This window comes from Vibrio sp. qd031 (assembly GCF_002100145.1).
GTDB lineage: Bacteria > Pseudomonadota > Gammaproteobacteria > Enterobacterales > Vibrionaceae > Vibrio.
In genome coordinates this window covers 812,207-832,053 of the sequence record NZ_JXQD01000025.1, presented here as the reverse complement: position 1 = coordinate 832,053, position 19,847 = coordinate 812,207, and the positions used below count along the sequence as shown (strand labels likewise).

19 protein-coding genes are annotated in these 19,847 nt (G+C 44.6%); 14 read left to right on the top strand and 5 right to left on the bottom strand.

All coding sequences use genetic code 11. The features are described from left to right. The first annotated feature begins 13 nt into the window (after positions 1–13). The 7 genes from pyrD to rmf all read left to right on the top strand — a co-directional run bounded on the left by pyrD (position 14) and on the right by rmf (position 8,762). Positions 14–1,024 (top strand): quinone-dependent dihydroorotate dehydrogenase, encoded by a 1,011-nt coding sequence (pyrD, locus tag ST37_RS15730; RefSeq protein WP_084888063.1) that lies wholly within the window; start codon positions 14–16, stop codon positions 1,022–1,024. 152 nt (positions 1,025–1,176) lie between these two features. Further along, positions 1,177–1,719, top strand: a complete 543-nt coding sequence (locus ST37_RS15725) for a cell division protein ZapC (protein WP_084888061.1) — start codon at positions 1,177–1,179, stop codon at positions 1,717–1,719. Between the two features lie 504 nt (positions 1,720–2,223). Then, positions 2,224–4,359, top strand: a complete 2,136-nt coding sequence (gene rlmKL, locus ST37_RS15720; RefSeq protein WP_084888060.1) for a bifunctional 23S rRNA (guanine(2069)-N(7))-methyltransferase RlmK/23S rRNA (guanine(2445)-N(2))-methyltransferase RlmL — start codon at positions 2,224–2,226, stop codon at positions 4,357–4,359. Beyond that, complete coding sequence (locus tag ST37_RS15715; protein ID WP_084888058.1) at positions 4,359–4,595, top strand: glutaredoxin family protein; 237 nt, start codon at positions 4,359–4,361, stop codon at positions 4,593–4,595. The genes rlmKL and ST37_RS15715 overlap by 1 nt, the downstream gene beginning before the upstream one ends. Further along, a complete protein-coding gene (locus tag ST37_RS15710; protein WP_084888056.1) occupies positions 4,573–6,504 on the top strand; it encodes an ABC transporter ATP-binding protein in 1,932 nt (643 codons plus the stop codon). The genes ST37_RS15715 and ST37_RS15710 overlap by 23 nt, the downstream gene beginning before the upstream one ends. 12 nt (positions 6,505–6,516) lie before the next feature. Then, positions 6,517–8,451: a DUF3466 family protein gene (locus ST37_RS15705; protein WP_084888055.1), complete on the top strand. Its 1,935-nt coding sequence runs from the start codon at positions 6,517–6,519 to the stop codon at positions 8,449–8,451. Positions 8,452–8,588: 137 nt separating this feature from the next. After that, the gene (rmf, locus tag ST37_RS15700) at positions 8,589–8,762 is read left to right on the top strand and encodes a ribosome modulation factor (RefSeq protein WP_084888053.1); all 174 of its coding nucleotides are present in this window, start codon (positions 8,589–8,591) and stop codon (positions 8,760–8,762) included. 227 nt (positions 8,763–8,989) lie between these two features. Here the strand turns inward: rmf and fabA are convergent, their stop codons facing one another. Both fabA and ST37_RS15690 read right to left on the bottom strand, forming a co-directional pair. After that, entirely contained in the window at positions 8,990–9,520 is a 531-nt protein-coding gene (fabA, locus tag ST37_RS15695; protein WP_084888051.1) for a bifunctional 3-hydroxydecanoyl-ACP dehydratase/trans-2-decenoyl-ACP isomerase, read from the bottom strand. 65 nt (positions 9,521–9,585) lie between these two features. Continuing rightward, entirely contained in the window at positions 9,586–11,244 is a 1,659-nt protein-coding gene (locus ST37_RS15690) for a S16 family serine protease (RefSeq protein WP_084888049.1), read from the bottom strand. A 176-nt stretch (positions 11,245–11,420) separates the two neighbouring features. Here ST37_RS15690 and matP point away from each other — a divergent pair, with 176 nt between their 5' ends. Then, positions 11,421–11,870 (top strand): macrodomain Ter protein MatP, encoded by a 450-nt coding sequence (gene matP, locus ST37_RS15685; protein ID WP_084888047.1) that lies wholly within the window; start codon positions 11,421–11,423, stop codon positions 11,868–11,870. Between the two features lie 57 nt (positions 11,871–11,927). Next, on the top strand, positions 11,928–12,239 hold the full coding sequence (locus ST37_RS15680; protein ID WP_084888045.1) for a DUF3634 family protein: 312 nt from the start codon (positions 11,928–11,930) through the stop codon (positions 12,237–12,239). Positions 12,240–12,452: 213 nt separating this feature from the next. Here the strand turns inward: ST37_RS15680 and ST37_RS15675 are convergent, their stop codons facing one another. From ST37_RS15675 to ST37_RS15665, 3 genes are all read right to left on the bottom strand, one after another. After that, positions 12,453–14,102 carry an ATP-binding protein gene (locus ST37_RS15675; protein WP_206780100.1) on the bottom strand — a complete coding sequence of 550 codons (1,650 nt, stop codon included), beginning with the start codon at positions 14,100–14,102 and terminating at the stop codon, positions 12,453–12,455. 103 nt (positions 14,103–14,205) lie between these two features. Continuing rightward, the gene (locus tag ST37_RS15670; protein WP_084888041.1) at positions 14,206–15,414 is read right to left on the bottom strand and encodes an FIST N-terminal domain-containing protein; all 1,209 of its coding nucleotides are present in this window, start codon (positions 15,412–15,414) and stop codon (positions 14,206–14,208) included. A 12-nt stretch (positions 15,415–15,426) separates the two neighbouring features. Continuing rightward, a complete protein-coding gene (locus ST37_RS15665; protein ID WP_084888039.1) occupies positions 15,427–15,780 on the bottom strand; it encodes a hypothetical protein in 354 nt (117 codons plus the stop codon). A gap of 277 nt (positions 15,781–16,057) precedes the next feature. Between ST37_RS15665 and ccoN the strand changes: the two genes are divergently transcribed. The 5 genes from ccoN (at position 16,058) to ST37_RS15640 (ending at position 19,847) form a co-directional block, all read left to right on the top strand. After that, on the top strand, positions 16,058–17,485 hold the full coding sequence (gene ccoN / locus ST37_RS15660) for a cytochrome-c oxidase, cbb3-type subunit I (protein WP_084888037.1): 1,428 nt from the start codon (positions 16,058–16,060) through the stop codon (positions 17,483–17,485). Positions 17,486–17,497: 12 nt separating this feature from the next. Next, entirely contained in the window at positions 17,498–18,118 is a 621-nt protein-coding gene (gene ccoO / locus ST37_RS15655) for a cytochrome-c oxidase, cbb3-type subunit II (RefSeq protein WP_084888035.1), read from the top strand. 9 nt (positions 18,119–18,127) lie between these two features. After that, on the top strand, positions 18,128–18,301 hold the full coding sequence (locus tag ST37_RS15650) for a cbb3-type cytochrome c oxidase subunit 3 (protein WP_084888033.1): 174 nt from the start codon (positions 18,128–18,130) through the stop codon (positions 18,299–18,301). Continuing rightward, positions 18,298–19,278 carry a cytochrome-c oxidase, cbb3-type subunit III gene (gene ccoP / locus ST37_RS15645; protein WP_084888031.1) on the top strand — a complete coding sequence of 327 codons (981 nt, stop codon included), beginning with the start codon at positions 18,298–18,300 and terminating at the stop codon, positions 19,276–19,278. Before ST37_RS15650 ends, ccoP begins: the two co-directional genes overlap by 4 nt. An 89-nt stretch (positions 19,279–19,367) precedes the next feature. Further along, complete coding sequence (locus ST37_RS15640; RefSeq protein WP_084888030.1) at positions 19,368–19,847, top strand: FixH family protein; 480 nt, start codon at positions 19,368–19,370, stop codon at positions 19,845–19,847.

Sequence of the window (19,847 nt, the reverse complement as noted above, 5' to 3'; positions counted from 1 at the left end):
TATCGGAGGCACAATGCTCTACCGTCTAGCCAGACTTGGCTTGTTTCAATTTGACGCCGAAAAGGCGCATGATCTTGCAATTCAATATCTTCCTAAAATCACCGGAACACCGTTAGATTTCGCCTTTCGTCAGCGCTTGCCGCAACGCGAAGTTGAATGTATGGGGTTAACGTTTAAAAATCCAGTTGGCCTCGCGGCAGGGCTGGATAAAAACGGTGAATGTATCGAGGCATTTGGCGCTATGGGTTTCGGCTTCGTAGAAGTTGGAACGGTGACACCGCGTCCTCAACCGGGTAATGACCAACCTCGCATGTTTCGATTAATCGAAGCTGAAGGCATCATTAATCGCATGGGTTTTAATAACCTTGGCGTTGATAACCTTGTTGAAAATGTTAAACGCGCCAATTTTGATGGTGTTCTTGGGATCAACATTGGTAAGAACAAAGACACACCTATTGAAGAGGGTAATCAAGATTACATTATCTGCATGGAAAAAGTGTACGCACATGCAGGTTACATCGCGGTTAATATTTCTTCACCGAATACTCCAGGGCTTCGCAGCATGCAATATGGTGAAGCGTTAGATTCCCTGTTGTCAGAGCTGAAAGAAAAGCAACAAGAACTAGCGGCCAAACACGGTAAATACGTACCGGTTGCATTGAAGATCGCACCAGATCTTGATGATCATGAAATTGAGCAAATTTGTGAGTCTTTGCTTAAGCATGATATCGACGGTGTGATTGCAACTAACACGACACTTGACCGCTCAATGGTTTCTAATTTGAAGCATGGACAAGAGTCGGGCGGATTGAGTGGCCGACCTGTTCAACTGCGAAGCACGGAAGTGGTTAAACGTCTAAGCGAGCTATTGAAAGGTGAAATTCCAATTATTGGAGTAGGTGGGATCGACTCTTACGTTTCGGCAAAAGAGAAAATGCAAGCAGGGGCCAGTTTAGTACAGGTTTATTCCGGCTTCATTTATCACGGACCAAAATTGGTCGCTGATATTGTAAAAAATATTTAAGTATTAGCCTAAACGAACGTCATAAAGAGGAAGCTTGCTTCCTCTTTTTTTTTGCCAGTCCCTTTGTAGAATTATCGATGCAGTGACATGTTGTACAGATTTTTTGAGCGTCACTCTCGTTGTTTGATAATGAGCGAAGTAGAGAAGGACCTATGCTGAAACTTAGCGATACATGGAATTGGTATTACGACCATTCAAAATCCGCACTGATGCTGGACCTTGATGACGGCATGTTATTCAAAGCCAACCTTAAGACCAAGGATCTTATTCCTTGCGCATTTCAAACCAATCAATTCAATGTCGAAGATGCACAGGCGTTCCATACGTTTCGTGATTCGATTGCGACACTTCCCCTCAATGAGCCTCGCCAAGCAGAGCTCAATTTAAACTGCGTCGCGGCAAAGCGCTTCCACAAGCCTGTTCAACCCAAAAGCTGGTTCTTTGATGCCGGTAATGGGGTAGATATTCCTTGTGAAGGTATGTTGGTGCAGATGCAAAATAGCTTAAACCAGGGCATTTTTATTGTTGTAGAAGCAGGCGACAATGCGAGTATCTGTGCGTTGGTTGATCTAGAAGACTTTCAACTTAACGGCTATAAAACGCTAAAGTTTGGTGACATGGTCAAAGTGATGCACGATAGAATGACGCACATCGAATATGTTGAAGTGGCACAGCCCATTTCTATGGTGTCGTAATTCCGCCCTTACGTTTAACCCATTATTCTCCAAACCGAGCGCTTATCCTCATAGGTTAGTCCCTTCTTTGGCCACTTGGCTGTGTTCACAATGGCAACTTGCCCGTCTTCTTTAGCTGTGATTGTCTAAATCGTGAGCTAAGTCGCTACTATTTCTAATTAAATTTTTACTCATCTGATTCCAATTCATCTTGGTTTGCTAGCATTATTTCCCTGTTTTGAGCGTTTGTGTTGCTTTTTATGTGCGCATAAAACCGCCTGGTCTATACCAGTTTCACGGTAAATAATTATGCATTCACAGGTGAGAGCACCATGAGTAAAGGTTATAACGTATAGTAAGTGGTCACTTATGAATTATTGAACTTGAACGGGAGAATTTGTCGGGGCATTGATGAACACTTAGCCAGATACGAGGATTTATCGAATTTCTGCTGTGAAAACTGTGCCTAATAGATCGGTTTCGGGATATAATTGTCCGATTAAACGCGCACCAATTAAGAGCACAATGAAAAAGATATTAGCGATTACCGCCAACGGCTTAGAGCAACTGCTGGCCGATGAACTGACCGACTTGGGTATTACAGACTATAAACTTACTCAGGCGGGGGTATTTTTTAAGGCGGATTTGGCTACGTTATACCGTTGTTGCTTGTGGAGCCGAATCGCGTCCCGATTTGTTGAAGTGCTCAGTGAGTTTGACTGTCGTGACGATATGGATCTATACCTGTCTGCTTCTTCAGTTTCGTGGAGCAAGCATTTTAGTGCTGCTAAAACATTTGTTGTTGATTTCAACGGAACCAACCGAGAAATTCGTAACAGCCAATACGGTGCAATGAAGGTAAAAGATGCGGTTGTTGACCATTTTGAAAAAGTGGGCGATCGACGTCCGTCGATCAATAAAGATCAGCCGGATCTGCGTATTCACTGTCGTTTGCACAAAGAAAAAGCTCTTATTGGTCTTGATCTAGTCGGTGGCGGGTTACACCATCGTGGCTATCGTTTGCAATCAGGCCGAGCGCCATTACGTGAGACGCTAGCCGCCGCAATTATTAGTCGCAGTGCATGGCAAAAAGGCCTGCCTTTGTTGGATCCTATGTGTGGTTCAGGCACTTTGTTGCTTGAAGCGGCGATGATAGCGTGTGATATGGCACCGTCTGTAAACCGAGAGCAGTGGTGCTTTGAATCCTATAAAGATTTTGACTACGAATTATGGGCTGAGATTAAGAGTGAAGCTAAGGTAAAAGCGCGCAAAGGCATCAAAGCGTGTGAGTCAACATTTTATGGCTATGATATGGATAGCTATGTCATCAAAACCGCTCGTGATAACGCACGACGGGCAGGATTGGACAGCCTGATCGATTTTCAAGTCGCTGACGCGACTCAGATTGATAAGCCGGAAGAGTTTGAACACGGTGTTATTGTATGCAACCCGCCTTATGGTGAGCGACTCAGCAGTGAACCAGGCTTGATTGCGCTGTATACCGAATTAGGTGTTCGCCTAAAGCAGCAGTTCTCTGGCCATAAAGTATCGCTGTTTTCGAGCTCTGAAGAGCTGTTGAGCTGCGTGGGCATGCGTGCAGATAAGCAATTTAAGATGAGTAACGGCGCGTTACGTTGTCACCTGAAAAACTATTCCATTTCCGAAACCGCTGCGCAGCAAGTCCAAGACAAACAAGGTCAATCCGCAGAGGCGCCGTTGGTGGCAGCAGAGTTTGCCAATCGATTGAAGAAAAACATCGGCAAACTGTCTAAGTGGGCCAAAAAAGAGCAGCTTCAATGCTATCGCTTATATGACGCGGATCTGCCCAACTATAATGTGGCGATTGACCAATATGACGATCACTTAGTGATCCAAGAGTACGCGGCGCCAAAAACGGTACCAGAAGAAACCGCAAAACGGCGATTGACTGAAATCGTACGAGCGACCATCGCTGTTACTGGGGTACCCGCTACCAATGTTGTGCTTAAAGTACGAGAGAAGCAGAAAGGGCGCAGTCAGTATCAAAAACTATCGACCAATAATCACTTCATGGTCGTTGAGGAGTATGGCGTAAAACTTCGCGTTAATTTACACGACTATCTCGATACTGGGCTATTCCTGGACCATAAACTGACCCGCAAGCGCTTAGGGGAAATGGCAAAGGGACGCTCTTTCCTTAACTTGTTTGCTTACACAGGCTCTGCCACCGTACACGCTGCCGCTGGTGGCGCGACATCGACCACCACAGTGGATATGTCCAACACCTACCTTAATTGGGCGCAAGAGAATATGGCTGAGAACGGCCTTAAAGGTAAGGAGCATCAATTTGTACAAGCTGATTGCCTTAAGTGGCTTACTGCAGAACAGAATCAATACGATCTCATCTTTATCGATCCGCCAACGTTTTCTAACTCAAAACGCATGGAACAGACATTTGATGTCCAACGTGATCATATTGCGTTGATGACCGATCTTAAGCGTATTCTTAGTGCAGAAGGGACCATAGTGTTCTCTAACAACAAGCGCCACTTTAAAATGGATCTGGATGCACTTAATGAGCTTGGACTGTCGGCAAAGAATATTTCGTCGCAAACCTTGCCACTGGATTTTGCACGTAACAAGCATATACACAACTGCTGGATCATTACTCACGCAAGCTAATGGTCACGTTATACAGTACTCAAGGCTGTCACCTATGCGAACAAGCACTTCAGATTTGCACTGAGCTTGGACTATCGCCAGAAGTGGTTGATATCGCGTTTGATGAGACTCTCTTTAAACAGTATGGCTGGGTTATCCCAGTCGTAAAGGTTGCGTCTAACGAGCTAAATTGGCCGTTTGACGCTCAACAATTATCTCAATGGTTAACAATACATGGCATTACTCACCATTCATAATGGTCAATTGGCTTACGGCGATACTCCACTGCTTGATAGAGCAGACTTTACACTTGAAGACAATGAACGAGTATGTCTAGTGGGCCGAAACGGCGCGGGTAAGTCCACGCTGATGAAGGTTATCGCGGGATTAACCCAAATGGACGACGGCAAACTGCAAATTATGCAAGATGTAGTCGTGTCTCGCCTCGAACAGGATCCGCCTCGCAACGTCAGTGGGACGGTGTTCGATTATGTCTCTGAAGGGCTCGCAGAAGTTGGTGCTATTTTAAAGCGCTATCATGACCTCCTTGATGTCGTTGCTGTGGACCCAAGTGAAAGTAACTTTAAAAAACTGTCCAATGTACAAGAGCAACTGGATCATCTTGGTGCGTGGCGTTTTGAAGATCGGATCAAAAATGTGATGGCGGCGCTTAAGCTTGAAGGCGAAACATTGCTTGGCGATTTGTCTGGTGGTTGGCAGCGTAAAGCGGCGCTTGCTCGAGCCCTGGCTTGCGATCCCGATGTGTTGCTGCTAGACGAACCAACCAACCACTTGGACGTAGATACTATTGAGTGGCTCGAGAACTTTCTAAAAGACTTCAAAGGCTCAATTATATTTATTTCGCACGATAGGGCGTTTATCCAGTCTATGGCAACTCGAATTGTCGACTTGGATCGCGGTAAGCTAGTGTCTTTCCCAGGGGACTATGCAAAGTACCTATTAGAGAAAGAAGAGCTGCTTCGTGTAGAAGAGCTTCAAAACGCCGAGTTTGACAAAAAACTTGCGCAAGAAGAAGTCTGGATAAGGCAGGGCATTAAGGCCCGACGTACTCGCAATGAGGGGCGCGTTAGAGCGCTCAAAAAACTTCGCCAAGAGCGAAAGGAGCGCATTGAAGTACAGGGCCGCGCCAATATCAACATTGATGAAGGTGTTCGAAGCGGCAAAATTGTCTTTGAAGCACAGAACCTCAAGTTTGCTTTTGAAGGCAAATCGATCATTGATGATTTCAGCTTTAATATTATGCGTGGCGACAAAATTGCGCTTATCGGACCCAATGGCTGTGGTAAATCGACTCTACTTAAACTGTTGCTGGACAAACTGGAGCCAACAGATGGGAAACTTCGCTGTGGAACCAAGTTAGAAGTTGCTTACTTTGATCAATACCGTGAAATTCTCGATCCAGAAAAGAGCGTGATCGATAATCTTGCAGACGGCAAACAAGAAGTCACGGTTAACGGACGGGAGCGGCATGCGTTAAGTTACTTGCAAGACTTTCTATTTTCGCCACGACGTGCCAGAACGCCAGTAAAAGCGTTGTCTGGGGGCGAAAAAAACCGCTTACTATTGGCCAGAATATTCCTAAAGCCAAATAATTTATTGGTGCTTGATGAACCAACTAACGATTTAGACATTGAAACGTTGGAACTTTTGGAAGATTTACTTGCCAATTATAATGGCACTTTACTTCTCGTTAGCCACGATCGTGCATTCGTTGATAATACAGTGACGTCCAGCTGGATTTTTGAAGGGCAAGGACGTGTTGGTGATTATGTTGGTGGCTATCACGATGCACGTCGTCAACAGCTTCAGGCAGCAAAGGCTCGTGGTGAATACTTGGTGACAGCGTCACAGAAAAAGGTCTCCAGTGAGAAAAAGGACAAGCCTAACGCACAGAATGTCCCAGTAGAGCCTGTACAGAAAGCGAAAAAGCTGTCATACAAGTTACAACGTGAGTTGGACGAACTGCCACACAAATTAGAAACACTCGAACAAGACATCGAAGCGCTGCAAATACAAGTGAATGATGCGCAATTTTTCTCCCAAGATGTTACGTTGACGCAACCGGTTCTCGATGAACTGGCTGCCAAAGAACAGGAACTCGATATTGCCTTTGAGCGCTGGGAACAGCTCGAAGCAATGAAATAGGATTATTTTGTTTTGATTAAGAACACCTTTAAATTAAGTACCATCGCAATAGCCTTATTCGCCGCGACCAGTGCGCATTCTGCTCTATATAAAATTGTTGAAGTTAACTTGGAAGGTCAGGGCAACGAGGCTTTTGGCGTTGCAGTCACCGAAATTGATGGCATCGAGAATTGCTTTGAAACCACGTGTACAAGCTTGGATGTTCAGACCGGTAACGAAATACGAAATGGTACCGATGGCTTTCCGTTTAAAGATGAAGCACCGCTGGCTTACGACAATCGATTTCATATCCTCGATCAAGATGATCTAGAGTACTACTGTGACCGAGAGCGCGGTTACAACAGTTGTGAAAACTGGGCGATCTCGCAGTGGTGGGGTTCAAATGGTTTTGGTGGACTGCGACGTGAACGTCAAGCTTACTATGAAGGGTATACTGCGAATGCGAAGGGCTTTGTTGATACAACTGAGCAAATGATCGACCCTCTACGCTCGTCTGCAGTGAATGATTCTGCACCATTTATTAGGGGTAGCAATAATGTCGTGATTACTAATTTCACTAGCGATGGCGATGTTATCGGAACCACAAGCAGTGGTTACTATGATTTGGGAAGTAACTATGGTTTTGGATATCGTGAACGCGCATTTGTAGGAAATACGATATTGCTTCCAGATCAAAGCGATTCTTTGAGTGAGAAAATGGGTCGTACCATGGCGTTTGATTCTTTTGAATTAGATACCGTGACCTACGTAATTGGCAGCGCATCTGTCGAAAGTTTTGAAGTCGATGATGGAAACAAAGATTATGGTGGTGATTTAAGCAATTGTCGTGGCGCAACGTATCCAGGTGAACGGCGCGAATGTCAGCATTTAGCGTTTGCGACTAAACCTTATATTTGGGCTCTTGGCTTTGAAGCTGAAGAAGACGCCGTTGAAGGGGCCCATATATCTGGGTGGGCACATGGAGAGGGCGAGCGTGCGGATCGAAATGATTACACTGCAATGGCCAGCGCACGAGGAGCTGCTATCCCTACTTTTGGTGTTTATAAAGATAAGCCTGTTTTGGTTGGTTACAATGTAGTTAAGCCTCACAACGATAATAATTATGGAATGCAAGCAGGCATTTATTATCCTAGCGAAGATTTCTCTTTAACGTTAAGTGAATCAGTTCCATCCAATCAATGGCAGTTCCAATCTATATCCGGCGCTACTATTTATGACTCTGGTGAAAATGCTTACATTTATAGTAATTCAAGAGCGACTGGTATCAGTAATAACTTGGTCGCTATTGGTGAATCTAAGCTTCGATATAAACGCGCGCTAAATGGTGCGTTAGCAAATAGATTGTTCTGGAGCGACGCAAGCGCATCTAGTCCTTCTGCAAACTACTTTTCCAACGACATCTTTTTTAGTGGAGCAGGTGGGAAGGCTAATTCCATCAATAACTATAATGAGGTTGTTGGCCAAGTAGACGCTGAAAATGCTCGAGAAGATGGTGGTAAGCAACGTCGAAAGCGAGGTTTTATTTATCCACTCGGTGATATTAATAATCGAGCCGGAGATATGGCAATAAAAATCACAGATAGACGAGCTATATTCAATAACAAATCTTGGTGGCTGGACGATTTAACTAATGGCGGTGAATATAGCGATGCAAACAATGCTTACCGTATTATTGAAGCTGGAGCGATTAACGACGCAGGTGTAATTAGTGCTACCGCGATTAAGTGTGTTGGTGGCTACGATACAACAGCGCATAACTCATATTGTGGTGGCGGGACGCAGACTGAACAGGTTGTTGCAGTTACATTGATTCCGATTGCAGGAGCGACTTCCGCCAGTATCGTTGAGCGCAGTTCAGACATTGCCCCTGTAGAACGTCAAGGTGCTGGTTTGGGCGCTTGGCTCATCGGCATATTCGGGATCTACATTTTCAGAAAGCGCCACTAATTACTAACAGAACTTTAGCGCAGCTCACAATAAGTGTTGCTGCGCTTTTTTGTTTCTTGAGTATTACGCTTTTATGAACAATTCTTAATAGGTGGAGACATCCACAGATTAGTAAAGCTCATACAGAGGGAATGACTATGAAGAGACAGAAAAGGGATCGTCTAGAGCGCGCCCAATCTCAGGGTTACAAAGCTGGTGTTAATGGCCGTTCAGCAGAAACGTGTCCTTACCAGCAAGTGGATGCCAAATCCTATTGGCTAGGAGGATGGCGTGATGCAAAACACGACCGGGATTCAGGGCTAATCAAATAGATATCCAGCTCTTCGTATTTTGGCCCGAAAGGGCCATTTTCTTACACCTATAACGCACTATAACTAGATTTATTGGATTGAATTGACAAGCAAGTGCAGTGATTAAAAATAGAGGGTTAGGGGATTTTATCTGTTAACTAAGGACCGTCGACGTGAACTTAGTCATTCAATCAAAAAAATAGGCCACCTTCTTTAGGTGGCCTATTTACAAACAAAAAATCAGTTTCTTAGAAAGCGGATGTGTCTTTAAACAGGCCTACTTTAAGATCTTTGGCGACGTAAATCTCTTTACCATCGACCAATACACGGCCGTCGGCCATACCCATCACGAGTTTACGATTTACAACACGCTTCATATGAATTTCGTAGGTGACTTTTTTGGCAGTAGGCAGTACTTGGCCGGTAAATTTAACTTCGCCTACACCCAATGCACGTCCTTTACCTTCGCCACCGATCCAACCAAGGAAAAAACCCACTAATTGCCACATTGCATCAAGTCCTAAACATCCTGGCATGACTGGGTCGCCTGGGAAGTGACAGTCAAAAAACCAAAGGTCTGGCTTAATGTCTAGCTCAGCCACAATAAGGCCTTTGCCAAAATCACCTTCAGTTTGAGACATCTTCAATACGCGATCCATCATCAGCATATTAGGTGCTGGCAATTGTGGTCCTTGAGGACCAAATAGTTCGCCGCGGCTAGACGCGAGAAGATCATCTCTGTCGTAAGAGTTTGCAATATCGCAAGGTTTTTGAGTCATTGTAATCTTTTCTCCATATTGGGTTTAGGCATCTTAGTGAACACGTGTAAGCCAAACAACTCCGATCAGTCCATCTTAAGCCATTGCTTAAACTTTTGTAACACAGTTTGTGATGGGTGTGGGTTATCTAATTGGTGGATCCTATCCTCAATTTTATTGACCACAGATTGTTCCGCGTTTTTAAACGGCATGCCAATCAAAATGTCTAACGCTTGGTCTACATTGTCGACACACCAAATGTGGAAGCGTCCTGCGCGAATGGCTTCGATAACGTCTTTGTGCAAGGCTAAGTGACGCAGATTCGCTGATGGCATAATGACGCCTTGCTCACCGGTTAGCCCCTGGTGATGACACACATAAAAGAAGCCTTCTATTTTTTCGTTAAGGCCGCCTACGGCTTGTACTTGTCCAAATTGATCCATAGCTCCGGTTATTGCGATGTGCTGCTTGATCGGTGATTGTGATAAGGCGCTAGACAGCGCACAAAACTCAGCGAGTGACGCGCTATCGCCATCCACTTCGCTATAGGATTGCTCAAATACGATAGAAGCAGAAAACGGTAAAGGCTCATCAAGTTTCATTTCACTGCTAATGTATGCTTGCATGATCATCATACCTTTAGCGTGTAAATTACCGCCTAAATCGGCCTTGCGCTCTACATCTGCAATGTCACCATCACCAAAATGGACCACACACGAAATTCGCGCTGGCTCACCATAACTAACTGGGTGGCCTGGGATATCAACAACCGTCAAACCATTCACTTGACCAATTTGCGAGCCTTTGGTCTTAATTACGACCTGACCATCCAGAATATCGTCTAGAGCTCGATTGACCAGGTAAGACTCACGATAAGCTCGCTTGGCAAGAGCTGCTTCAATGTCTGAAGCAGAGATTGACTTGTTTTGGCTTTGCAGTAATGACTCCGACAATAGACGCTCGATCCAAATTGGGCACAGTGGGGTGTAGTGCTGTTCTTCACACGCGCGAGCGCCTGCGGTGAGCACTTTAGTTACCGCGTCACTATTAGCTAAGCTTATATGAAGAGGCTCCGCAAGGTGTTTTAACCACCCTACGTAGGGGGCGACATTGTCTTGGTCTAATTTAATCTCTAGTTCAATCTCGCTAAACAGTGTCATTGAAGACAGAGCCGCCGAATCATGGTACTCAACATCGGAGATTTGGGTTCGGTCGCCAACAAAGATCAGTTTAGCGTTGCTAGAATACGTAATTGGTGCTGACAGAGAAGGCCCATGCAAATGACATTTAGTCACGGGCTCACCTAATATTAGCGATTTAATCTTTTCCCACGCGCCAGGTTCTGTCATGAGAGTTCGGATAGGCAATACAATAATACTCTCTGGGTGCGACTCTAGTAACCCTATGCTTTGGTTCAGTATTTCGCCATTTTCGGCAACAGAGTAATGCCCAAATAGGTGTGCCAGTGAACTCGATTCTGTGGTGATTACATCGATGTTGTGATGTGATGATGACACCGTACGTCTTGCGGCTTCTGTTACTAGTTGGCGGTAACGAGTGTTGTCGAGCCCGCACACCCACATTAAACGGCAGTGGCGCTGGAGCTCTATGAAATCGGATAGTGCTGCGGCGAACCTAGGCTGTAGCTGCTCAAATGATGTGTGAGGTATTGACGAAACGTCTTCGATTATCGGTGTTAACTGAAGATAACTAGGAGTGACTTTTTCCCAAGAAATTGACTGCATTGTGGTGTTTTATCCTTTTAGCTTGCGCACAGTATATCAGAGCGCGACGCATTACCTAGTAAAAGGACAAAAACCGTCAAATTTGTGAGATCGTTAGGGCACTTTATGGTTCAAAATATTGAGAAATCGTACAACATGGGTTACGCTGTCACCCATGACCTCAAGGAAGATTAGTGATGAAGTATCAGCAACTTGAAAATTTAGAATCCGGTTGGAAATGGAACTACCTGATTAAAAAATGGAAAGACGGCGTTTCAGTTACTCGTCACATAGACTCCAGCATTCAGCAAGCGGCCATAGAAGAATTACGTTCGCTCGAAAGTGATCCTACTCAAGTCATTGAGTGGATCGATGAACATATGTCACCAGAACTCGATGTTAAATTGAAGCAGGCAATACGTGCAAAGCGTAAACGCCACTTTAATGCCGAGCAAGTTCACACCAAGAAAAAGTCGATCGATTTGGATTATCAGGTTTGGGAAAAGCTGTCACACCGTGCCAATGAGCTTGGTTGTACGCTGTCTGATGCTATCGAATATCTTTTGTCAGAAGCATCACGAAGTGAAAAAGCGAGCCAAACGGTCACGTCACTGAAAGAAGATCTCACTAAATTATTGGCGCCTTAACGAGCAGTTTCGTCTGCTTACTATTGCCAAGTTTTACCTTGTTAGAGGAATGAAGTTATGTTGATGACCACAATTGCAATTGCAGCTGTTGTAATATTTCTTATGGTGTTTATCGATCGCCCAAACAGTAAGTTTGTGTTTAAAAATGGCGAACTGGTTGCGAAAAGAGGTCAAGTGGGTTCTAAGTTACTGCATGACTTTAAAGAAATCGCTGAACGCAATGACGTAACTGGCACTATTAAAGTGTATCAGCGCAAGTCCAACGACAAATTAGTGATCTCCAAATCCGTACCGAACAAAATTCAACAACGTTTTAGAAATGTGTATCCACACCAAGTGGCTAAAACCAAAGGTAAACGCCGAGCTTAGTAGAAGCTCTGAAGTTAGAGGCTACTAGGCTAATCGTGTGTCAAATTCAGTCATATACACAAGTTAAATGGCGTATTTTGCAATAAACTTAATTTCGCTTAATGTATATTATGTTAAATGTGGTTTATGTGGATACTGTAGTTTTAGACCTTCAGCTCCACTGTTCACTATAATCCCTACTTTTAATTAATGTTGGTCGATTGATAATTAAACCTAATTGGTTGTAGTACCATTATTGCCAGAAATAAGATGTTGGTTTATAAGGGCCTGTTTAATTTCATTAAGTCGCACAGGCTTACACATAAAGCCACTCATCTTAGCGTGCATACACTTTTGTCTATGAACTTCGTCGTTGTGCGCTGTCAACGCAATGATTGGTGCGGTAACGCCCATTGTGTTGAGGATTTGCGTCGTTTCAATGCCATCCATTTTCGGCATCGAAAGATCCATAAATATCAGATCGTAATAGTTCACACCTTTTTCTTGAACCAGGTCTACGGCATCAAAACCGCTCGCGGCTTCATGGCAGTTTACTTCAAGTTTTTCAGTCATTAACTTAATGAGTAATCGATTTGAGTCACTATCATCAACGACCAACACCGTTGGTGAGTCAATTTCATCGCTATCGCTGGTTTCGACAAAATCGTTTGATTCGTTCACTTTCAATTGATGATCGCACGGTAAACTGACGCAAAATGTACTGCCCACGCCGTATTGACTGGTGACGGTAATTGCCCCACCTAATAATTCGGTCAATTGCTTTGAAATCGATAGCCCCAACCCTGTACCGTCATATTGACGCGTAGAGGTATTGTCGGCTTGGCCAAAAGGCTTAAAAATGGTCTGTAGGTCTTGCTCCGATATGCCAATACCCGTATCAGAAATAGATAAATGTATCTGTTTATTGGACTTTTTTGCTACTACTTTGATGGTTCCTCTGTGAGTAAACTTGGTTGCATTGCCAATCAAGTTGAACAATATTTGCTGTAAACGACTTTTGTCAGTGATGAATTCGCTTGGGAGGTTGTCTGAAAATTTGATGTCTAGCGTTACGCCTTTTGCCTCGAGCTGAGATCGAAAGTGCGATGCACTATTGGTGACGGTGTCACGCAGATTTACAGTGTTAAATTTAACCGATAAAGTGCCCCGCTCCAGCTTGGTTATGTCTAGTAAGTCATTGATTAATTGCAATAAAAGCTCACTTGAGTCTTCCATGGAATTAGCCAGTTGCAGCAACCTGGCTTCTTGATTTTCAACCTTTAGGATGTCAAGCATGCCCAATATAGAATTAAGCGGGGTACGCAGTTCGTGCCCCATCATGGCGAGAAACTCTGATTTAGCCTTATTGGCCTGCTCAGCGTCCAGTTTAGCTCGGTTTAGCGCGAGCGTTCGGTGCTCAACCATCGTCTGCAGGCGCATTTTATAATCGAAATCGAGCATGGCGCGCTCAAAAAGTGGTTTAAGCCGATGCAATGCGTCTCTTAACCGCGGAGAAAACCGATGCTCAGGAGAGTCGATGAGGAATATGATCGATTGGCTTGATGTCGACGATACACCGGTCATAAGCACTAGACTTTTCTTCGTATCCAGGTGATGACAAAGACCGGGAATTTGCGTGTTATCAAACAGAAAAAGCGTCTCACCATTCAATACGCGTTCAAATTTTGTCTGCATGGGCCAATTAGCAATGGTAAACAGCGTTTTGTCGGTGGATAGTAGCGTGGTAAAAGCGTTGGCGTTGGTTCGAGAGATGACGACCGCTTCTTTGAATTCGATGAAGTTTTTAAGGCCAGTAACCAATTGGTTAAAGATTTCGGACGGTGTTGACGCTTCGCCGATAGCAGACAAAGATGAATGTATCATCATGTTTTCTTTAATTAATTGCGACTCACGTGCCCTACTTCTTTGCAGTTCGTGCAAAACTTGATTGTACTTTTCTTTTAGACTATCCAAATTGCGTTACCTTCTAAGAAAATGCCACCGTAGAGATCATTAAGTTGCCATGTGCATTCTTGCCTTCGACAGTCATTCCCTGTTCACCGAACGTAAATGGACACAAAAAAGGTACGTTGTTGTATGTGGCGTTTAGTTGTTTAGCAATATGCGGTAAATGGTCATAAATGCTATACATTGAACCTGCGCAAAACATGGAAAGATAAGCGGAAGGCCCAAGTGGCGACATTAAAGATGCGCTGGCGTCGCCGACAATTCTCGCTACTCTGTCTACCATATGCTCATGGCTACCAATCATTAACTTAATATTCACGCCTTGCGGCATTTCTGCAAACAGCTCAATGGAACCATCGTCACACAAGCGAACTGGGTGAAACAGGTGATAGTATATTTCATTTTCGTTGCTGATGTATTGAACGCCGAGCGGAACATGACCTGTATGTTGCATCAAATCCTGATATTGGTCATCGTGCAGTATCGACTTTGTCCAGGCTCGATACACTGACGCTGCGGGCATGTCGTCTATAGTGAGAACAAATCGCCCGTTTGCTGATGTAACGACACCATTTTTTCTAGTGGTGATATAACCCGTCCCAAAAGAGGTATTTAGATTAGCGTTGCCATAAATAAACGTGAGGGATACACCTTGGGTTACCACGCTTTCTTGCGTGAAAATGCTCCATTTTCCTTCAATATAATCGTCCGCAGCAGTGCCCCCCAATACAGGAACCTGTAGACCAAAATAGTTGTCGATACATTCAAGGACACCTTCTTCTGTCCCTACAGTCCCATGCATCAATATGAGTCCGGGAACTTCGCCTTGACGATTTGATTTTTCTATCGCTTTATCAATCGCTTTAGTTGTTTTGCTACAAACCTCTTTTCGATCGATAGTGTCAAACGTCGTTATGGCGTTACAGGTCGAGAAATGGGGGTCTAGTGTATAAGACACCCCAACAACAGGGCCTTCAATGAACCCTTTATTAGTCAGTACACCGCGACAAGTGGAGCAGCCATGAATTGGGGTGTTTGGGTAGTGTTCACGAAGGAGTTGTTGCAGACGTTTTGCGTCATAGTGCTGGGTGTAGTAGATCAACATGGATTGAGCCCTGATAGGCCCAATCTCGGCTACAAGTTCGTCTACAGCGAGTTCTACTGTAGGGTGAGCACTGACAGAAATACGGTGTGACTCTTGCGGCATTAATGCGGCTAAATTGTCCATTACACCATCACCTTATTGAGGGAGTTGATTAATAGTAAGTCGTTGATGACCAGATTCCAACACCAACCCCTTGGTATTGGGTGTAAAGTTCAATTCTGATGGGTTAGTAGTGAGGTCCAATGGTTGGCCGTCTATTGCGGTCACCGAAAAGTCTATTTTTTGCGAACTTTGTAATTTTAGACCTACTTTAGACCATTTTAACGTCAATTTGTGCTGTTCAAACTCTAAGTTACAAACTTGTTGCGCAGTACAATTGAGTTGTTCATCACTAAAAATGACGGTACGCCATACGAATGCAACAATGAGCAACAACATTGTCAAGAGTATTTGTATGAGTCTTGCTCGTGTTAGAGGCTGTGCAGCCATATATTTTGTTCCTTTGTTACTAAGTTCAAAGTTTTAGAAATAAAACGTAAATGCCGCATTAACTGTAAGGTTAAGCCACTGTCATTGATTTGTTAATTCCAGTATCATTTAGCATGAAAATGCCATTTTTCTAAAACGGATTTTGTAAAATTATATTATTTAGTCAGTTTTTGCTGCTTAAATCAGCATTTTTACAGTTTGGATGGCATTACGACATAAAAACAAATGATAGTGTCGTGTTGGAAAGTGTAGTTAATAAGAAATTGGAAGCATGCAAATGAGCCAAGAAGCGCAGCTTGAACAAAGCTACAACTATACTGTCGTACGTCAATTTACCCTTGTCACCATTTTGTGGGGTATTGTCGGAATGGCAGTTGGGTGTTTAATCGCCGCTCAACTCGTATGGCCACAGCTCAACTTTGATACGCCGTGGTTAACTTACAGCCGATTGCGTCCACTGCATACCAATGCAGTGATTTTCGCGTTTGGTACTAGTGCCCTTTTTGCCACCTCTTACTATGTGGTGCAAAGAACCTGTCAAACCCGCCTATTTGGTGGTCCACTGGTTGCCTTTACGTTCTGGGGATGGCAAGCCATCATCCTAGCGGCAGCAATCACCCTACCCCTCGGTTTCACTTCTGGTAAAGAGTATGCGGAACTTGAGTGGCCAATCGATATCGCAATTGCATTGGTATGGGTTTCATACGCGGTGGTGTTCTTCGGAACACTAATTAAACGAAAAACTTCGCACATTTATGTCGCAAACTGGTTCTTCGGTGCGTTTATCCTTACTGTTGCTGTGTTGCATATTGTAAATAGCATGGCGGTACCTGTGTCATTAGGTAAATCATATTCTATTTACTCTGGTGCTGTGGATGCGATGGTCCAATGGTGGTATGGCCACAACGCTGTGGGTTTCCTACTTACTGCGGGTTTCCTTGGCATGATGTACTATTTCGTACCCAAGCAGGCTGAGCGTCCAGTTTATTCATACCGTTTATCCATTGTTCACTTCTGGGCATTGGTTTCCCTTTACATCTGGGCGGGTCCTCACCACCTGCACTACACAGCACTACCTGACTGGACACAGTCATTAGGTATGGTGATGTCTTTGGTTCTGTTCGCTCCGTCTTGGGGTGGCATGATCAACGGTATTATGACGCTGTCTGGCGCATGGCATAAACTCCGTTATGATCCAATTCTTCGATTCCTCATCGTGTCACTGTCTTTCTACGGCATGTCGACCTTTGAAGGTCCAATGATGTCAATCAAGACGGTGAACGCACTTTCTCACTACACGGATTGGACCATAGGTCACGTACACTCTGGCGCATTGGGTTGGGTAGCCATGGTATCTATCGGTTCTGTGTACCACTTAGTGCCTCGCCTATTCGGTCAAGAACGTATGTACTCCGTTAGCCTAATCAACGTGCACTTCTGGCTAGCCACTATCGGTACAGTGCTTTATATCGTGGCGATGTGGATCTCTGGCGTTATGCAGGGTCTGATGTGGCGCGCAGTAAATGCCGACGGTACGTTGACTTATAGCTTTGTTGAATCAGTACAAGCTTCTTACCCGTATTACACGGTTCGCTTTATTGGCGGATTTATTTTCCTAGCTGGCATGTTCTTAATGGCGTACAACACCTACAAGACCATCGCAGCTCCGAAAAATAGCCTAAAAGCTATTCCACAACCGGCGTAAGGAGAGAGCAACATGGCAAATAATTCAAATAACCGCCACGAGATCGTCGAGAAAAACGTCGGCTTGCTGGCTATTTTGATCATCATTGCAATCAGCTTTGGTGCTTTGGTTGAAATCACACCATTGATTTTCCAAAAGCAAACCACCGAGCCTGTGGATAATCTTCGTGTTTATTCCGCTCTCGAAATGGAAGGTCGCGATGTTTACATTCGTGAAGGTTGTAACGTATGTCACAGCCAGATGATCCGTCCTTTCCGTTCTGAGACAGAACGATACGGCCACTACTCTGTAGCGGGCGAGAGTGTTTGGGAACACCCATTCCTTTGGGGCTCTAAGCGTACTGGACCAGATCTGGCTCGTGTCGGTGGACGTTATTCTGACGAATGGCACCGTGTTCACTTGATCGACCCACGTGAACTGGTACCAGAGTCAAACATGCCTGGCTTCCCGTGGTTGGAAGAAAATGTTTTAGACGGTAAGTTGACCCAGCAGAAGCTTGAAGTATTCAAGAATCAGTTTGGTGTTCCTTACACTGACGAACAGATCGCTAACGCGAAGTCAGACGTAGAAGGTAAAACAGAGATGGATGCCATCATTGCTTATCTTCAATCTCTTGGCCACGCGATGAAATAAGGAGCGACTATGGATATTGGAACTATTCACAGTATTTGGACTGTCCTTCTTTTTGTTAGCTTCTTCGGCATTGTCTGGTGGGCTTACGGCAAAAAGCGCAAAGCGCGATTTGAAGAAGACGCCAATCTAGTGTTTGCAGATGAGCAGCAATCATCGGAAAATCAGGGAGAAGATAACAAATGACTACATTTTGGAGTTTATGGGTCATCATCATCACCGCGGTCTGTCTGATCGGTGTGTTTGCCATACTTGTGTGGTGTCTTAAAGACGACATGGGAGTGAAAGACGGTGAAGATATGGGCCACGAATACGATGGTATTCGTGAGCTTAACAACCCACTGCCTAAATGGTGGACATACTTGTTCTTTAGTACAGGTGTATTTGCGGTTGTCTATCTTTTGCTGTTCCCAGGTATGGGCAACTTCCCTGGCCTACTGGGGTGGACAAGTTCGGATCAAACCGTATCTAACATTGAACAGTCCCGTGCATCGATTGCACGTTCCCAAAGTGAAAAGACGCTTAATAAGTATGCCAAAGAACTTGATGATGCCGAAGCCTATTTTGGTGAAGCATTTAAGCGCTTAGCGTATGAAGAAGATGGTACAACTTTCCGCTCTATCCCTGCGATTGCAGAGAACGAAGAAGCGATTAAAGTTGGCCAACGCCTTTTCCTACAAAACTGTTCGCAATGTCATGGTTCGGATGCACGTGGCCAGAAAGGCTTCCCTAACCTAGCGGATGCCGCTTGGTTATATGGTGGTGAGCCTGCCGCGATCAAAACAACGATCATGGAAGGCCGCATTGGTCAAATGCCAGCGTGGAATGACGTACTTGGCGAAGACGGTGTTCGTGAAGTGGTGAGCTACACCCTAAGCCTTTCTGGGCGTAAGGTGAATGCGCGTGAAGCCGCAGCAGGTAAAGCGAAGTTTGCGGTATGTGCCGCGTGTCATGGTACCGACGGTAAGGGTAACCCATCTGTTGGCGCACCTGATCTTACAGACAACATTTGGTTGTTTGGTGATTCACGCGCTGAAGTAACACAAACCGTTGCCTACGGCCGCTCAGGCGTCATGCCCGCTTGGAAAGACATTTTAGGTGAAGAGAAAGTTCAGCTTCTCTCTGCTTATGTCTGGAATCTTAGCAACCAAGAAACAAAATAGTAAAACGATATTAACAGCCCCTTCTCTAGGGGCTGTCTTTTCCCTACTCTACACACTTCATTACAAATTAAACTTAAGAGAACTTTTTTATGGTACAGCCTTGGTATAAGCAGTTTTGGCCCTGGTTTCTTATTGCACTGCCGCTGACGGTGGTGGTTGGGACTTTATATACCGTGTTTATCTTCTCCCAAAATTCAGTGTCACTCGTTGCTGAGGATTACTATAAAAAAGGTAAAGGCATTAATGTCGATATCTCCAAAGTTCGCGTAGCCAATGAACTTAACCTATCTGCACAAATCAAAAGTAGTGATGGGGCAATTATCATCTTGTTTAATAAAGGCGATCTAGAACACTACCCCGCGCTCAATGTTACTGTGACACACCGTACACTGGCAGACAGAGACTTTAACGAGTTGGTCAGTGCCAGCGCAAATGGTGAGTATCGTTTAGCGCTGACACAGGATATTGACGGTCCATGGTTCATTGAACTGTCTCCACACAACCATGAATGGTTAATTCAGGGGCGTGTTAGCTTCCCTACTTCTGAATTTACGCCACTGGCAAACTAG

Bases quoted from the DNA above. Each gene is read 5' to 3' on its own strand.
- pyrD (WP_084888063.1), top strand. From the start codon at position 14: ATGCTCTACCGTCTAGCCAGACTTGGCTTGTTTCAATTTGACGCCGAA.
- ST37_RS15725 (WP_084888061.1), top strand. From the start codon at position 1,177: ATGCTGAAACTTAGCGATACATGGAATTGGTATTACGACCATTCAAAA.
- rlmKL (WP_084888060.1), top strand. From the start codon at position 2,224: ATGAAAAAGATATTAGCGATTACCGCCAACGGCTTAGAGCAACTGCTG.
- ST37_RS15715 (WP_084888058.1), top strand. From the start codon at position 4,359: ATGGTCACGTTATACAGTACTCAAGGCTGTCACCTATGCGAACAAGCA.
- ST37_RS15710 (WP_084888056.1), top strand. From the start codon at position 4,573: ATGGCATTACTCACCATTCATAATGGTCAATTGGCTTACGGCGATACT.
- rmf (WP_084888053.1), top strand. From the start codon at position 8,589: ATGAAGAGACAGAAAAGGGATCGTCTAGAGCGCGCCCAATCTCAGGGT.
- fabA (WP_084888051.1), bottom strand. From the start codon at position 9,520: ATGACTCAAAAACCTTGCGATATTGCAAACTCTTACGACAGAGATGAT.
- ST37_RS15690 (WP_084888049.1), bottom strand. From the start codon at position 11,244: ATGCAGTCAATTTCTTGGGAAAAAGTCACTCCTAGTTATCTTCAGTTA.
- matP (WP_084888047.1), top strand. From the start codon at position 11,421: ATGAAGTATCAGCAACTTGAAAATTTAGAATCCGGTTGGAAATGGAAC.
- ST37_RS15680 (WP_084888045.1), top strand. From the start codon at position 11,928: ATGTTGATGACCACAATTGCAATTGCAGCTGTTGTAATATTTCTTATG.
- ST37_RS15675 (WP_206780100.1), bottom strand. From the start codon at position 14,102: ATGATACATTCATCTTTGTCTGCTATCGGCGAAGCGTCAACACCGTCC.
- ST37_RS15670 (WP_084888041.1), bottom strand. From the start codon at position 15,414: ATGGACAATTTAGCCGCATTAATGCCGCAAGAGTCACACCGTATTTCT.
- ST37_RS15665 (WP_084888039.1), bottom strand. From the start codon at position 15,780: ATGGCTGCACAGCCTCTAACACGAGCAAGACTCATACAAATACTCTTG.
- ccoN (WP_084888037.1), top strand. From the start codon at position 16,058: ATGAGCCAAGAAGCGCAGCTTGAACAAAGCTACAACTATACTGTCGTA.
- ccoO (WP_084888035.1), top strand. From the start codon at position 17,498: ATGGCAAATAATTCAAATAACCGCCACGAGATCGTCGAGAAAAACGTC.
- ST37_RS15650 (WP_084888033.1), top strand. From the start codon at position 18,128: ATGGATATTGGAACTATTCACAGTATTTGGACTGTCCTTCTTTTTGTT.
- ccoP (WP_084888031.1), top strand. From the start codon at position 18,298: ATGACTACATTTTGGAGTTTATGGGTCATCATCATCACCGCGGTCTGT.
- ST37_RS15640 (WP_084888030.1), top strand. From the start codon at position 19,368: ATGGTACAGCCTTGGTATAAGCAGTTTTGGCCCTGGTTTCTTATTGCA.